The following is a 233-nucleotide window of genomic DNA, read 5'->3' as shown; positions in this document are numbered from 1 at the left end:
AGTGGTTATGAAAGTGATGACTATGTCAATAATCCTAAAAACTTTCAAATTATTTTAATTGGAGTCATTTTGAATATAGATGATTCTATTTTAAAATTTCTTGAGGAACCACCTTTATGTGCATATGAAAGAAATGATGAAGGTAGATTCTATAAAATTGAAGACTACGATTGGGATGCATATTTAAATGGATAGAAAAAGTTATTACGTTTTAAAGAAAGCAATATAATTTC

At 26.2% G+C, this 233-nt stretch carries 1 protein-coding gene; it reads left to right on the top strand.

The genetic code is table 11. From position 1 onward, the window contains the following. Positions 1 to 195 (top strand): immunity protein Imm33 domain-containing protein (locus KVT11_RS20700; RefSeq protein WP_217609228.1); only part of this gene is annotated, 195 nt, incomplete at its 5' end. Positions 196 to 233: the final 38 nt, after the last annotated feature.

Origin of the sequence: Bacillus sp. GbtcB10 (assembly GCF_019091365.1) — a bacterium.
GTDB lineage: Bacteria > Bacillota > Bacilli > Bacillales > Bacillaceae > Bacillus > Bacillus altitudinis.
Note: the sequence above shows the minus strand (reverse complement) of the source record. Positions and strands in the feature narration are given on the sequence as shown.